Consider the following 13381-nt stretch of genomic DNA (forward strand, 5'->3'; position numbering starts at 1 on the left):
TTCACGCAATCCGGAGGGAAAACCGTTCCACGATTTTCCTGGAGTTGCTCTGGGTTCAGGCGAGCCGGGCGCCACATTGGTTGCGAAACTCGTTGGAGAGATCGCGGCGCCAGCGTCGGCCATGGACATAGCCTTGCATCAATTCCGGCAGCGAGTAGCCAAGCGCTTTCGACGATCGGTTGGCCATATAGCCCTGGAATGCCTCCGGTATCCTGCCTCGCAGGATATCGGCGATGAGCTGCCGCGAGATCATGTAAGGCGGAATGTGCGGGTAGGCGTGGGCAATATGAGGATGTTTGCCCATCAGGTTCGCATAGGCCTCGACATAGCCGTCACGGCGGCCGGAAATCGAGTTCTCCGAATTGTATTTCGTCCAGTCGAGGTCCTCGGACAGTTGCGCACCGAAGCGCCGGGCAAGGCGCAGCAGCAATTCGCGATCCTGCATGCGGGTGATGTCGCTGTCGTAGCCGCCGATGGCCAGCAAGGCTTCACGGCGAGCAGTGATCGCGGAGCCGGCGATGAAGATGGTCTGCCCAACCAGCGTCCGCTCAAGCATTGCGGGGCTCACGAATGCCTCTGGGTTGGCGCAGTTTGTGATGCGATTGCCCTTCAGGGACACGAACGAACTGATCAGCACTTGCAGTGCAGGATTTTCATCGAACCAGGTCAGGGTTCGTTCAAGCCGGTGCGGCAAGTAGATGTCGTCGGAATCGAGGAACGTCACCAACGGTGCCCGCGCCCGCTCGATGCCGGCATTCCTGGCGGCGTTGGCGCCTCGCCATTTCGCCCCGACATAGATCAGCCGCGGGTCCTGGATGCGGGCCAGCGCCGCTTCGGTCCCATCGGTCGAACCATCGTCGACGACAATGTGCTCAAACCTCGACATGCTCTGGGAGAATACGCTTTCCACGGCGCGCAACACTGTTTCGCGTCGGTTGTGGGTCGGCGTAATGACCGTGATGAGAGGTACTGGATCGATCCCGGCCATGTCTGTCAGCTGTTTCCTGCGCAGGGTTGCGCGTCTGTCCAGGACTTTTCGATTTTCAGAACGGTCGAATGGATTGGACTTCCCTTTCTCTACACCACATCACAGTCGGCGCGACGCTATAAAAAACGACTGCCCCTGTCACCCACCGTGCCGGTACTCAATCCAGGCGAGACAACGAATCCCCGCTCTTAGCGTTCCAATTGCAACAGCACCGCCGCACATAGCATTACGAATCACCATGGAAGCAACCCATCATGACAGATAGCATACATCTCATTACCTCAGACGTAATCGCTTAGCACTCGGCCTTTGGTCAGATTGCCCATGCAGAGGCCGGCAACTCGGCTTCGATGACAAGGGAGTTCAGTCATGGCCGCTTACGCCGTCGCCCATATGCGCCAAGCCACAATGGGTCCGCAGATCGTCGAATATCTGCATAGGATAGATGCCACGCTGGAACCTTTCGGCGGCCGTTTTCTGGTCCATGGCGGCGATGTGGAGGCGATCGAGAACGACTGGCCTGGCCAACTGATCATCATAGAATTTCCCGACAGGCAGCATGTGCATGGCTGGTACAATTCGCCGGCCTACCAAGCGATACTGGCGCTGCGCACGGACAATTCGGAGGCCGATGTGGTGTTCGTCGACGGCGTCGAACATCCGCACAAGGCCACGGATGTTCTGGAGCAATCGCCGGATCAAGGATCAATTGGACGCTGAACTGCGGTTCAAGGAATGGCGGTACAGCGTCTAGCTATGCCCAACATAGTCTGGCACCGTTTCGATTTTGTCGCGAACCATGCCAGTTGCGAAACTGAACTGGCCCCAAAACGCCAAACCATAAAATGCCTGACCGACAATCAGAGAAAAGGGAACCTGCCAAAGCGGCATCCCGGTTTCCCGGGCATGGCCTACGATCCGTCGTGTCGTGCGCCATGACATGGTGAGCCACCGGCTGAAGGACTTGACTATCCGTCGCGTGCGGCTCGGCGAATTGAGCGCAACGAACTTCCGGTCGGCGTCGCGACCTGTAACCAGGGCGCGCCAGTAAAAGAACCGCCAGCCCCGCGGCGAATAGTGATAAACGCGTGCGTTGACATTATGAATTTTGTGGCCTTCCCGCAGCAGTTCGCGCATCAGCAAAGTGCAGGAAACCTTGAAGCCGTTATGTTTTGGAAAAGGGTGGCTGAGGATCCACTCGCGTCGAAACGCTACATTGTTGGCGTTGATCGCTCGCTTCGAGGCAAATCGCCCGTCACCACGGGCCATCGGGAAAAACCAGATCAACGCAAAGGTTCTTGAAAAGAAGTCGTCGTATGAAAGGTATGTATATCCGTTTGCGCAGATAACTTCAGAGTTTTCAAAGGGTTCAAGCAGTCCTGATAGCCATCCTGGTTCCGCGACCACGTCGGAATCCAGAAAGATGACGATATCTCCGTCCGATGCCAGCATACCGTTGTTCTTCAGGTCGTAATATCGGCCGCCAGGGAAAGCTGTGAAGACGAGTTCGGCAACCTGACCGAGCTGCGGGGCCTCATTCGAAATCTCACGACGCAACGCCTCTTTGTCCGACTCTGCTCCGCCGTGAGAGATGACGATCCTTGGTCGCGCTGAACCGGTTGCTGAAACCGATGAGATTTCCCGAGCCAAGGCCTTCATCCCAACGCCGATCTCGCCCCAGTCGATCGATTTTGCATTCTCCATTTCGACGACGAGTGAATAAGTTGCGCGTTCTTCGACCATTTTTTGCCCCCCCGAGCCGTCAGTGTGGCTATAGCCGCACTAGCCCGCTGTCAAACAGTCGACGCCATTTACACTGGTTCGCGATCGTCATACAGGGCGACTTTGCTCGGCGCCAAACACACTGTTGCTTGGCGAGTCGGGTCTTTGATCGGTGAGGAAATTACCGTTTCAGCAAGAACACTGCCTGCTGGCCGAAGAAATTCCAGAACCACCACGGCATCGACAAGCCGATCTTCTGGCCGGCGGCGTCGAGGGCGGTTGCCTTCTCGACTGTCGCGCCGAGTTCGTCGCACAGATTGACGAAATCGCGGATGGTGCAGAAGTGGATGTTGGGCGTGTCGTACCAGGAATAGGGCAGGTCCTTGGTCACCGGCATGCGGCCGTTGAGGAACAGCGACAGGCGCACACGCCAATGGCCGAAATTGGGGAAGGAGACGATGGCGCGGTTGCCGATCCTGAGCAGTTCGTCGAGCACCAGCTTCGGGTTGCGGGTGGCCTGCAGCGTCTGCGACAGGACGACGAAGTCAAAGCCCTTGTCGGGATAGAATTCGAGATCCTTGTCAGCGTCGCCCTGGATGACCGAGAGGCCGCGCGCCACACATTCGTTGACGCCGCGCTGCGACAGCTCGAGTCCGCGGCCGTCGACCTGCTTGGTGTCCTGCAGCAGTTCGAGCAGCGAGCCGTCGCCCGAGCCGACATCGAGCACGCGCGACTGTGGCGGGATGAGGTTGGCGACGACTTCGAGGTCGACGCGCTGGTCGCGGTTGACGCTCATGGCTTCGCCTCCCGCCTGGCGCATGATCCCGATCCGAAAAGCCTGCAATTTTTCCGGGTCATGCGCTCAGCCCTCTCGCTCGGGCCGCCGAGCCGATGAAGCCGTTTATCGCGGCAAACAGTTCCGGCTCGTCGAGCAGGAATGCGTCGTGGCCACGGTCGGTCTCGATCTCGACGAAGGATACCGATGCGCCGGCGGCGTTGAGCGCATGCACGATCGAGCGGCTCTCCTCGGTCGGGAACAGCCAATCCGAGGTGAACGACACCAAGCAGAAGCGGGTTTTCGTGCCGGCGAAGGCATCGGCCAACCGGCCGCCATGGTCTGCGGCGAGGTCGAAATAGTCCATCGACCGCGTCATGTAGAGGTAGGAATTGGCGTCGAAGCGATCGACGAAGGTCATGCCCTGATGGCGCAGATAGCTTTCGATCTGGAAGTCGGCGTCGAAGCCGAAGGTCAGCGCTTCGCGATCCTGCAGATTGCGGCCGAACTTGCGGTGCAGGGCGGCTTCCGACAGGTAAGTGATGTGGGCGGCCATACGGGCTACCGCCAGGCCCTTTTCCGGGCGTTTGCCGTGCTCGAAATATTTGCCGCCATGCCAGTCCGGATCGGCCATGACAGCCTGCCGGCCAACCTCATGAAAGGCGATGTTCTGCGAGGAATGGCGCGCGCCGGTGGCGATCGGCAGTGCCGAGAAGACGCGCTCCGGATAGCTCGACGCCCATTCCAGCACCTGCATGCCGCCCATCGAGCCGCCGAGCACGCAGAATAGTTTCTCGATGCCGAAATGGTCGATCAGCATCTGCTGCGCCCGCACCATGTCGCGGATGGTGATGATCGGCAGGTCGAGCCCATAGGGCTTGCCGGTGGCGGGATTGGTCGAGGCCGGGCCGGTGGACCCAAGGCAACCGCCGATGACGTTGGAGCAGATGACGAAGAAACGATTGGTGTCGATGATCTTGCCGGGCCCGATCAGCACTTCCCACCAGCCTGGCTTGCCGGTCACCGGATTGGTGCTGGCGACGTGCTGGTCTCCGGTCAGCGCATGGCAGACGAGGATGGCGTTGGAGCGGGCATCGTTCAGCGTGCCGTAGGTCTGGTAGGCGATCTGGAACGGTGACAGCAGCGTACCGGCGTCCAGCTTGAGCGGCTTGTCGGATCCAAAACGCAAAACCGGGCTCGACGGTTGGTCGACCTCGTTGTTGGTTTTGCGGGCACGCAGAACGGCCATGACATCCATCTCACACTTTGAGCCCACGCATCGCACTCGTCGAAAGTCGATGCCGATACGGGTGTCCGGCCGGCGCGGACAACAAAAAACCGGCATTGCGGTCGCAAAGCCGGTTACAGGATGCAAACGGCCCTTTAGCAAGTTGTTTAACGTGGCTGCAAGCCGACCGGCCAAATCACCACGGAAGTTCGCTCCCCTTCTAGGGCTGTGGCGCGCCGGCGTCAACGGCCTGCCTTGGGCGGGAGGCTGTCGCCTCTCGACATTGCAGGCCACGGCTTGTATTTCCGCTGCGGCTTCCCTCAGGAAGCGTTCTCGACGGATTTTGCGACATGAGCCAGACACCGGACCAGGCACGTCCAACCCCGCGCGCGGGCATCATGGACATAGACGCCTATGTGCCGGGCAAGAGCACGGCGCCTGCCGGCGTCGCCAAGGTCCACAAGCTGTCCTCCAACGAGAACCCGCTCGGGCCCTCACCGAAGGCGATCGAAGCCGCGCGCGAGATTGCCGGAAAGCTTGACGTCTATCCAGATGGCACCGCCAGGCGGCTGCGCGAAGCGATCGCCGAGGTGCATGGCCTCAACCCGCAGAACATCATCTGCTCCAACGGCTCCGACGAGATCCTCGGCCTGCTAGCGCAGACCTATCTGGCGCCCGGCGACGAGGCCGTCATCACCGAACACGCCTTCATGGTCTACAAGATCTACATCCAGTCGGCGGGCGCCGTTCCGGTGACGATCAAGGAAACAGACGAGCGCGCCGATATCGACGCCATCCTGGCCGCCGTCACGCCGCGTACCAAGATCGTGTTCCTCGCCAATCCCAACAATCCGACCGGCACCTATGTGCCGTTCCAGGAGGTGCGCCGGCTGCATGCCGGTCTGCCCAGGCACGTGCTTCTGGTGCTCGACGCGGCCTATGCCGAATATGTTCGCCGCAACGACTATGAGGCCGGCATCGAACTGGTCGGCAGCGCAGAGAACGTGGTGATGACCCGGACCTTCTCCAAGATCGGCCTCGGCGGCGCGCGGATCGGCTGGATGTATGCGCCGATGCACATCGTCGACGCCATCAACCGCGTGCGCGGCCCCTTCAACGTCAATGCGACGGCGATCGAGGCCGGCATCGCCGCCATTCGAGATCGCGCCCATGTCGAGCGCAGCGTGGCGCACAACGAGACCTGGCTGGCCTGGCTGAGTGCGGAATTCACAAAGCTTGGGTTGCGGGTGACGCCCAGCGTCGGCAATTTCATCCTCATTCATTTTCCCGAGGACCAGAAACATTCGGCAGCGGCGGCGGACGACTATCTGACGGCGCGCGGCTATATATTGCGGCGCGTTTCGGGCTATGGCTTTCCCAACGCGCTGCGCATGACCGTCGGTACCGAAGAGGCCAATCGCGGCGTTGTCGCCGCTCTCACGACATTCCTGAAAAGCTAGAAACCATGACATCACCGATGTTTGAAAAGATCGCTCTGGTCGGCATCGGCCTGATCGGCTCGTCGCTGGCCCGCGTCATCCGCCGCGAGGGCCTCGCCCGCCACGTATCCATCTCGACCCGCAGTGCGGCGACGCTGGCACGGGCCGAGGAGCTTGGGCTGGGCGATAGCTATAGCACCGATGCGAGAGAAGCTGTCCGCGATGCCGACCTGGTCATCATTTCGGTGCCGGTTGGATCGTCCGGCGCGGTTGCCGAGGAAATCGCGCCGGCGCTGAAGCCGGGCGCGATCCTCACCGATGTCGGCTCGACCAAGGCGTCTGTCATTGCGCAAATGCAGCCTTATGTGCCTGAAGGTGTCCATTTCATTCCCGGCCACCCGCTGGCGGGCACAGAAAAATCCGGCCCCGACGCCGGTTTCGCCGACCTGTTCGACAATCGCTGGTGCATCTTCACGCCGCTGCCCGACACCGACCCGGACGCGTTGGAGAGGCTGTCGGAGTTCTGGCGGCGCTGCGGCGCCAACATCGACACGATGGATCCCCAGCATCACGATATGACGCTGGCCATCGTCTCGCATCTGCCGCACATCATCGCCTACAACATCGTCGGCACCGCCGATGATCTGCAGTCGGTGACCAAATCCGAAGTGATCAAATATTCGGCTTCCGGCTTCCGCGACTTCACCCGCCTTGCCGCCTCCGATCCGACCATGTGGCGGGATGTCTGTCTGCACAACAAGGACGCCATCCTCGAAATGCTGGCGCGGTTCTCGGAAGATCTGGCGTCGCTGCAGCGCGCAATCCGCTGGGGCGACGGCGAAAAACTCTTCGACCTGTTCACCCGCACCCGCGCCGTGCGCCGCTCGATCATCGAAGCCGGCCAGGACATCGACGTTCCCGATTTCGGCCGTCAGGCGGTCGAGCACCCCGCGAAGGGCTAGGTCTGTCTCAGGCAGGCCAGGTCTGCGCAACCATGGCCAGCGTCTCGGCTCGGTTCGGCGCGCCAAGCCTGCCGCCGAAGCGCAGGCATTTGAGCGCCGCGGCCGCACTGGCAAACCGCAAAGCCTGCTCGACCGGCATGGCTTCCGCCAGCCCGACGGCGAAGGCGCCGTGAAAGACATCGCCGGCGGCGAGCGTGTCGACCGCCTTGATTTTTGGCGCCGCGACATGGCGCACGCAGCCAGCGCGACGGTCGTGCCACCAACTGCCCGCCGCGCCGCCTGTCACTGCGACAAAAGCGTCGGTGCGGCTGGCGAGATCGGCGCAAGCCGTTTCCGGATCGAGCGCCTGGCCGCAGACGATGCGCGCTGCCGGCTCCGAAGCGATGATGTGCGTAGCGAGCGGCAACAACTGCTCAAGGACCTCCAGCGGCGCGGTGTCGGCATCGAGGATCGCCGGACTGCTGATGGCGCGCGCCGCCTTCAGGGCGAGTGCCGCCGCACCCGGCCAGCGGACATCTACCAGAACGGCATCGAATGCCATGAGGTCGGCGACCGGCAGGACATCGGGATCGGCCTGGGCAAGCCTGTCATAGAACGGCACGATGATGCGCTCGCCATGCGCGTCGACCAGGATCGAGGCCAGCGCCGAGCGGGCACCTCTGACGCGCCGCACGAAGGTGCAATCGACGCCTTCGGCCTCTATGCCGGCGATGAGCTGGTCGGCGACGGCATCGTCGCCGGCACTCGCCCACAGCGATACTTCGGCGCCCAGGCGATGGGCGGCGCAGGCGGCGCTGGTGGCCATGCCCGAGGCGATCTGGACGCCGTCGGAGGCCATGAACTTGCCCTGATGCATGGGCAGCGTCTCGACGCGCAGGATGGTGTCCAGCGTCAATGCGCCAACGCTCAGCAGCTTCACCGGTTTTGCCATGGCTGAGCTATTCGACCGGCTTGATCTTGCCCAGCGGAATGAAGCTGAGCGAGGCCTTGCCCCTGACCACCTTCAGCGGCATGGACGGTTCGTTGCCGAGCACCGCCAGGGCAGAAAAACCCTGCTCGATCTGGCTTTTCTGCTCGGGTATGGCGGTGCCGAGGATGGCCGCCACCGCTTTCGGGTCCTTCAACCTGATCATCAGGTCGGCGTTGACCAGGCCCTCGGCATCGACCGAGAGCGGTCCCGAAACGGTGATGCGCGCCGTCCCCGACGACAGGTCAAGGTTGCGGATTTCGATCGCCTGGCCACGAAGGCTCTTCACCCGCGTGCCGATCAGTGCGACGCCGTTCTTCAATGTCACGTCGCCGCTGGCATCGAGCGCCGGAAGCACGCGCCCGCCAATTGCGTCGGGGTCGACCTCGAGATCGCCGAAACTGCCGAGATAGTCGATATCCTCGCCGTTGGGCTGCAACTGACCTGATGCCTTGCCGGCACTGAACAGTTGCACCGGATCGGTATCGTCGGCCGGATCGGTCTGGCCGGAAAGGCCCTCTGCCTCCAGCGAAATCCGCCGCGGCAGCGGCCACCACAATTTGAAATTGGCCTGCAGATTGTCCCAGTCGATCCACAGCGGCACCATGTCCGGCACGGAGGTCCTGAGCGGGCCGCGCAGATTGGCAACCGGCGACAGAGGCTGGATGATCTGGGCGGCTGCGTTGAAACTGCCGGCCGAGGCCGCAATGTTCTTGGCATCGTCCTCATAGGCGAGGTTGTCGCAGGAGACGGTAAAGCTCAAGGGATAGCCGCTGACCTGGAGATTGGCGCAGCCGGCCTCGACGCCATTCTTGTTGAGCGTGGCAACCGCCTTGTCGGCCTCGCTCCTGACGCGGTCAGCCAGATAGAACCAGCCGCCGCTGTAGAGGGCGAACAGCACGACGATGAATGCTGCAAGCCAGATCAGGCGGCGACGTTTGTTCGGCTGGCGTTCGTCACTTGACGTCATGCTTTGGCTCTCGTTAACGCATGGGTATTGCGGACGGGTAGTCGATTCCGCCAGGTGGACAGACGAATAGTTAGACGGGACGGGCGGAAAAAACACCGGTCCGGGTGCGGTGTTGGCATCTTTTGCAATCAGGCGCGGCGATATGGGCGATTTTTGGGTGTTTGGCTATGGCTCGCTGATCTGGCGGCCGGGATTCGCGCATGTCGAAACACAGCGTGCCCGCCTGCATGGCTACCGGCGCTCGCTCTGCGTCTATTCCTTCGTGCATCGCGGCACGCGCGAGCGGCCGGGGCTGGTGCTCGGCCTCGATCGTGGCGGGTCCTGCGTCGGCCTCGCATTCCGCGTCCCCGGCGACTTGCGCGACGAGGTTATGGCCTATCTGCGCGAGCGCGAGCTGGTCACCAATGTCTATCTGGAGCGTCTGCTCAAGGTTCGCCTCGACGGCGGCGGTACGGTCGACGCGGTGGTTTACATTGTCGACCGCCAGCACGAGCAATATGCCGGAGCGCTCGACGCTGCACATGCGGCGGCCGTGGTGCGCGGTGCGGTCGGCCAGTCCGGCAACAACGAGGACTATGTGCTGAGCACGCTGGAGCATCTCGAGGCGCTGGGCATTCGCGATCATTGGCTGGAAGAGGTGGCGCTGCAGGTCGCGCCTTTGTGAAGCTGGCTCTGCGGAAAAAGGCCGCCAGGCCTTTGACCTCGTTCAGGCAAGACCTAGGTTAGGCTCCAACCCTCAGCCCGCGGGCGCCATTTGCCCGCCCAATCATCCCGGAGATCCGCCTTGCAGAAACGTCATCTCGGTCGCACCGACTTGTCCATCGCGCCGCTGGTTCTGGGCGGCAACGTCTTCGGCTGGACTGCCGACGAGAAAACCTCGTTCGACCTGCTCGACCGCTTCGTCGGCGCCGGCCTCAACGCCATCGATACGGCGGACGCCTATTCGCGCTGGGTTCCAGGCCACAAGGGCGGCGAATCGGAAACCATCATCGGTAAATGGATGAAAGACCGTGGCAGTCGCGACAAGGTCGTGGTGATCACCAAGGTCGGTTCGGATATGGGACAGGGACACAAGGACCTGTCCGCCGCCTACATCGAAAAGGCCGTCGACGCATCGTTGAAGCGGCTGCAGACCGAATTCATCGATCTCTATCTGTCGCATTGGCCGGATCCTGCGACGCCCTATGAGGAAACGCTTGGCGCCTACGAGAAGCTGCTCGCCAAGGGCAAGATTCGCTATGCCGGGTGCTCTAACCTCGACGCCGGCCAGTTGCGTGCGGCACTCGATGTGGCGAGCCTGCGCAGTCTGCCGCGCTACGAGGTGCTGCAGCCGGAATACAATCTCTACGATCGCTCATCCTTTGACGGGCCGTTGCGCGATCTGTGCGTGGCCGAGGACATCGGCGTCATCACCTATTTCAGCCTGGCCAAAGGTTTCCTCAGCGGCAAATACCGCAGCGAGGCCGATCTCGGCCAAAGCCCGCGTGGCGGCGGCGTGAAGGACTATCTCAATGCGCGCGGCATGCGCATCCTTGCGGCACTCGACGCGGTGTCATCAAGGCATTCGGCCAAGCAGGCGGAAGTCGCGCTTGCCTGGGTGATCGCTCGGCCGGGCGTCACCGCGCCGATCGCCAGCGCCACCAAGCCCGAGCAGATGGACAGCCTGATCAAGGCGGCGTCGCTGAAGCTGAGCGCCGCCGACATGGCCGAACTCGACAAAGCAAGCGACTGAAGTTTCGGCGGCCGCTCCTCGCACGAACGTCCAAGACGACCCTCTTGTCTTGCCATAGCCTCCTTCGCACGGGGCAAGACAGAGGGTGAGATGACTGAGCCGCTTCTTTTGCAGCCGGATCTTTGGCGCCAGTTGTGCGCGCTCGTGCTTGCCTCCGCCGTCGTCATGGGCAGCCCGGGGCCGGCAACGATAAGCGTCACCGCCGTTGGTGCCGCCTTCGGTTTGCGCCATTCCCTGGGCTATGCCTGGGGAATCATCCTGGGCACGATCGCCGTGCTTTTGGTTGTCGCGACCGGGGTCATGGCAGTGCTCACCTCGATGCCGAAGCTGGCGCCGTTGCTGGCTTTGGCCTCCGCGGCCTACATCCTCTATCTCGCCTTCAAGATCGCTACGGCGCCGCCGCTGGCCGCCCGCGCCGCCGAGACTTCGCGTCCCACATGGCTGGCTGGATTTCTTCTCGCGGTCGCCAATCCAAAGGCCTATGTGGCGATCGCCGCCGTGTTCGCCGGTGCTTCGTCCAAACAGGGCGCCACTGAGCCTGGTCTATGGCTGAAGCTGGCGGTTCTCGCCCCGATGATCGTTGCCATCCACGCTCTGTGGCTTGTCGCGGGGGCTGGGTTCGCGCGCTTCCTGCGCCGGCCGGCGGCCTCGCGGATCATCAACCTGGTCTTTGCCGCGACGCTGGCGTTGACCACCGCGCTGGCGGTGTTCGGCTGAGAACTGCCGGCCGGAGACTTCCGGTTCAGACTTTGGTTCTTGCGGCGTTGTCCAGCTCTTGCAGCCTTTTCACCGCTGTCGGCGGCAAGGCAGGCGGGTTCGGGCCGCGCGCCGCATCCATCAGGAACTGGTCGCAGGCAGCTTCGGTCTCGCCGATCAGCCGGGCCATGAATTCGTCCTTGCTCAGTCCCGGTGGGATCGGCGGCAGGAAACGCGCCTTGATGGTGCCGGGATAGCGCAGGAATTTGCGGCGCGGCCAATAGAGGCCGGCGACATGGGCAACCGGCACCACCGGAACACCAAGCTGCGTGTAGATTTCGACGATGCCGTATTTGTAGGCCGGTTCGTCGCCCGGCGCGCGTCTTGTCCCTTCGGGGTAGATGATGAGCTGGCGGGGATTGCGCGCCATCTCTTCCTTGGTCGCGGCGACCACGGCCTTCAGTGCTTTCGAACGGCTGCCGCGATGAACCGGGATCATGCGCATCTTCATGATGTACCAGCCGAAGAACGGGATCCAGGTCAGCTCGCGCTTGAGGATGTAGAGCGGGTCCTGAAGGAAGGGGAAGAAGGCGATCGCGTCCCAGAACGACTGGTGCTTTGGTGCCAGGATGAAGGAGCCTTCGGGCAGGTTTTCCCGGCCGGTGATCTCGTTCTTCGTTCCGGCGATCTTCTCGTAAAGCCACATCGAGGTGCGCGACCAGAATTTCGGCACGAACCAGGCGCGGTGCCGGGGCGACAGGAAATAGTAGGGGGTCCAGAGGATCATCTGGACGATCAGGTTGACGTAAAAGACGAAATTGAACGTCAGCGATCTGATGTAGAGCATTGGGGGAGCCCGGTGAGGAGGTGAGCGTTGGTTACACCAAGCGCGGGAAAAAAGGAAATGGCCGCAGGCGCTTTGGTTGGCGACGAAGAACGGTCGTCGATGGGGTGGCCTGGTTCCGCTACATCAGCCGCGCCAGCCGCTCCTTCAGGCGTGGAGCGGCAAAATCGAGGAAGGCGCGCAGCTTGACCGGCAGCAGGCCGTGGCCCGCATGCACCAGGCTTACCGGCCATGGCGCCGGCTCGAATTCCTGCAGCAGGACGCGCAGCGCGCCGGACCGCAGCGCGGCTTCGATCTGGTAGGAAAGCACACGCGTCAGCCCGACGCTGGCAATCGCGGCATCGATGGCCGCTTCGGCGGTGTTGACCTGAAGCCGCGAGCGGACCCGAACCGGGATTTCGGCCTTGCCCTTGATGAAGCTCCAACTGGCGGCGGAGGCGAGCCCCTCGAAGGTGATGCAATCGTGTGTTTCCAGATCCTCCGGGGTCGTTGGCGTGCCGTGTTCGGCCAGATAGGCCGGGCTGGCGCAGACGACGCGGCGGATCGCGCCGACGCCGATGGCGACCAGGCTCGAATCGGGCAATCGGCCGATGCGGATGGCGAGATCGAAATGGTCCTCGACCAACTGGGTTATGCGATCGGCCAATGTCAGGCGGATGTCCACGTCGGGATAGGCGGCGAGAAAGCCGGTGACGACCGGCAGCACGTGCAGGCGGCCAAAGACGACCGGCGCGGTGATGGCCAGTTCGCCGGTCGGAACACTGTATTCGCCGGCGGCCGTGCGTTCGGCCTCGCCGACGTCGTCCAGGATGCGGCGGCAGGCGGCAAGATAGGCCTGGCCGGCATCGGTCGGTGTCAGCCGTCGCGTCGAACGATTCAGGAGGCGTGTGTTCAGATGGCGCTCGAGATCGGAAATCTTGCGGCTGACCGTCGCCAGCGGAATGCCGAAACGGCGGCTGGCCGCGGAAAGGCTGCCGGCCTCCACCGCGGCGACAAAGAGCGACATGGCCTCGAGACGATCCATAGCTTCTTCCGAAAAATGGAAGGACAAGTTGCGA

The 13381-nt window shown here is 62.4% G+C and carries 14 protein-coding genes and 1 riboswitch; of the genes, 6 read left to right on the forward strand and 8 right to left on the reverse strand.

Annotation, left to right across the window (positions count from 1 at the left end; translation table 11 throughout):
• Positions 1 to 55 precede the first annotated feature (55 nt).
• Positions 56 to 988: a glycosyltransferase family 2 protein gene (locus tag P3C39_RS23540; protein ID WP_013529382.1), complete on the reverse strand. Its 933-nt coding sequence runs from the start codon at positions 986 to 988 to the stop codon at positions 56 to 58.
• A gap of 369 nt (positions 989 to 1357) precedes the next feature.
• On the opposite strand from P3C39_RS23540, the gene P3C39_RS23545 reads away from it, so the two are divergent.
• Positions 1358 to 1708 (forward strand): DUF1330 domain-containing protein, encoded by a 351-nt coding sequence (locus tag P3C39_RS23545; protein ID WP_275954254.1) that lies wholly within the window; start codon positions 1358 to 1360, stop codon positions 1706 to 1708.
• 30 nt (positions 1709 to 1738) lie between these two features.
• On the opposite strand, the gene P3C39_RS23550 is transcribed toward P3C39_RS23545, so the two are convergent.
• From P3C39_RS23550 to P3C39_RS23560, 3 genes are all read right to left on the reverse strand, one after another.
• A complete protein-coding gene (locus tag P3C39_RS23550; RefSeq protein WP_063169100.1) occupies positions 1739 to 2731 on the reverse strand; it encodes a glycosyltransferase in 993 nt (330 codons plus the stop codon).
• A gap of 160 nt (positions 2732 to 2891) precedes the next feature.
• A complete protein-coding gene (gene metW, locus P3C39_RS23555; RefSeq protein WP_013529385.1) occupies positions 2892 to 3506 on the reverse strand; it encodes a methionine biosynthesis protein MetW in 615 nt (204 codons plus the stop codon).
• Positions 3507 to 3564: 58 nt separating this feature from the next.
• The gene (locus tag P3C39_RS23560; protein WP_013529386.1) at positions 3565 to 4734 is read right to left on the reverse strand and encodes a homoserine O-acetyltransferase; all 1170 of its coding nucleotides are present in this window, start codon (positions 4732 to 4734) and stop codon (positions 3565 to 3567) included.
• 114 nt (positions 4735 to 4848) lie between these two features.
• A riboswitch (SAM riboswitch) is annotated at positions 4849 to 4926 on the reverse strand.
• Positions 4927 to 5063: 137 nt separating this feature from the next.
• Between P3C39_RS23560 and hisC the strand changes: the two genes are divergently transcribed.
• Positions 5064 to 6173 (forward strand): histidinol-phosphate transaminase, encoded by a 1110-nt coding sequence (hisC, locus tag P3C39_RS23565; RefSeq protein ID WP_224674432.1) that lies wholly within the window; start codon positions 5064 to 5066, stop codon positions 6171 to 6173.
• 5 nt (positions 6174 to 6178) lie between these two features.
• Positions 6179 to 7114, forward strand: coding sequence for a prephenate/arogenate dehydrogenase family protein (locus P3C39_RS23570; RefSeq protein WP_224674431.1), 936 nt, complete (start codon positions 6179 to 6181; stop codon positions 7112 to 7114).
• 7 nt (positions 7115 to 7121) lie between these two features.
• Here P3C39_RS23570 and P3C39_RS23575 read toward each other — a convergent pair whose 3' ends face one another.
• The gene (locus P3C39_RS23575; protein WP_275954253.1) at positions 7122 to 8045 is read right to left on the reverse strand and encodes a sugar kinase; all 924 of its coding nucleotides are present in this window, start codon (positions 8043 to 8045) and stop codon (positions 7122 to 7124) included.
• Between the two features lie 7 nt (positions 8046 to 8052).
• Positions 8053 to 9051: a DUF2125 domain-containing protein gene (locus tag P3C39_RS23580; protein WP_224674429.1), complete on the reverse strand. Its 999-nt coding sequence runs from the start codon at positions 9049 to 9051 to the stop codon at positions 8053 to 8055.
• A 142-nt stretch (positions 9052 to 9193) separates the two neighbouring features.
• On the opposite strand from P3C39_RS23580, the gene P3C39_RS23585 reads away from it, so the two are divergent.
• From P3C39_RS23585 to P3C39_RS23595, 3 genes are all read left to right on the forward strand, one after another.
• Positions 9194 to 9715, forward strand: coding sequence for a gamma-glutamylcyclotransferase (locus P3C39_RS23585; RefSeq protein ID WP_224674428.1), 522 nt, complete (start codon positions 9194 to 9196; stop codon positions 9713 to 9715).
• Between the two features lie 120 nt (positions 9716 to 9835).
• The gene (locus P3C39_RS23590; RefSeq protein ID WP_275954252.1) at positions 9836 to 10783 is read left to right on the forward strand and encodes an aldo/keto reductase; all 948 of its coding nucleotides are present in this window, start codon (positions 9836 to 9838) and stop codon (positions 10781 to 10783) included.
• Positions 10784 to 10873: 90 nt separating this feature from the next.
• Complete coding sequence (locus tag P3C39_RS23595) at positions 10874 to 11500, forward strand: LysE family translocator (RefSeq protein ID WP_063173156.1); 627 nt, start codon at positions 10874 to 10876, stop codon at positions 11498 to 11500.
• A gap of 25 nt (positions 11501 to 11525) precedes the next feature.
• On the opposite strand, the gene P3C39_RS23600 is transcribed toward P3C39_RS23595, so the two are convergent.
• Complete coding sequence (locus tag P3C39_RS23600; RefSeq protein ID WP_013529394.1) at positions 11526 to 12326, reverse strand: 1-acyl-sn-glycerol-3-phosphate acyltransferase; 801 nt, start codon at positions 12324 to 12326, stop codon at positions 11526 to 11528.
• 118 nt (positions 12327 to 12444) lie between these two features.
• Positions 12445 to 13347 carry a LysR family transcriptional regulator gene (locus tag P3C39_RS23605; RefSeq protein WP_275954251.1) on the reverse strand — a complete coding sequence of 301 codons (903 nt, stop codon included), beginning with the start codon at positions 13345 to 13347 and terminating at the stop codon, positions 12445 to 12447.
• Positions 13348 to 13381 lie beyond the last annotated feature (34 nt).

The organism is Mesorhizobium sp. XAP4, from assembly GCF_029269325.1.
Taxonomy (GTDB): domain Bacteria; phylum Pseudomonadota; class Alphaproteobacteria; order Rhizobiales; family Rhizobiaceae; genus Mesorhizobium; species Mesorhizobium ciceri.